The following is a 382-nucleotide window of genomic DNA, read 5'->3' as shown; positions in this document are numbered from 1 at the left end:
CTGGGCCTATAGCTCAGTTGGTCAGAGCGCACGCCTGATAAGCGTGAGGTCGGCTGTTCGAGTCAGCCTAGGCCCACCATAAAATTCCCTGGTTGGGATACATATGGGGCTGTAGCTCAGTTGGGAGAGCGCCTGCCTTGCAAGCAGGAGGTCATCGGTTCGATCCCGTTCAGCTCCACCATTCTTCCAAAAAATACAGCTTGATAGCGAGTCGCCTGATGTGGTACATTAGTGCTTGTCGCTGTTGAGCGCAATATGTCTGGTGACGATGGCGGAGGGGACACACCCGTTCCCATTCCGAACACGGCCGTTAAGCCCTCCAGCGCCGATGGTACTTGCCCCGAAGGGGGCCGGGAGAGTAGGACGTTGCCAGGCGGCTGCC

Annotated in this window: 2 tRNA genes and 1 rRNA gene; all 3 read left to right on the top strand. The window is 57.9% G+C overall.

What is annotated here, in order from left to right:
* Positions 1 to 2: 2 nt before the first annotated feature.
* Positions 3 to 79 (top strand) — tRNA-Ile (locus FOI68_RS23055).
* Between the two features lie 26 nt (positions 80 to 105).
* Positions 106 to 181: transfer RNA gene (locus FOI68_RS23050), tRNA-Ala, on the top strand.
* Positions 182 to 258: 77 nt separating this feature from the next.
* Positions 259 to 375 (top strand): 5S ribosomal RNA (rrf, locus tag FOI68_RS23045).
* Positions 376 to 382 lie beyond the last annotated feature (7 nt).

The sequence above is a fragment of the Brevibacillus sp. LEMMJ03 genome, from assembly GCF_007197875.1.
In the GTDB taxonomy this organism is placed as follows: Bacteria; Bacillota; Bacilli; order Brevibacillales; family Brevibacillaceae; genus Brevibacillus; species Brevibacillus thermoruber.
Note: the sequence above shows the minus strand (reverse complement) of the source record. Positions and strands in the feature narration are given on the sequence as shown.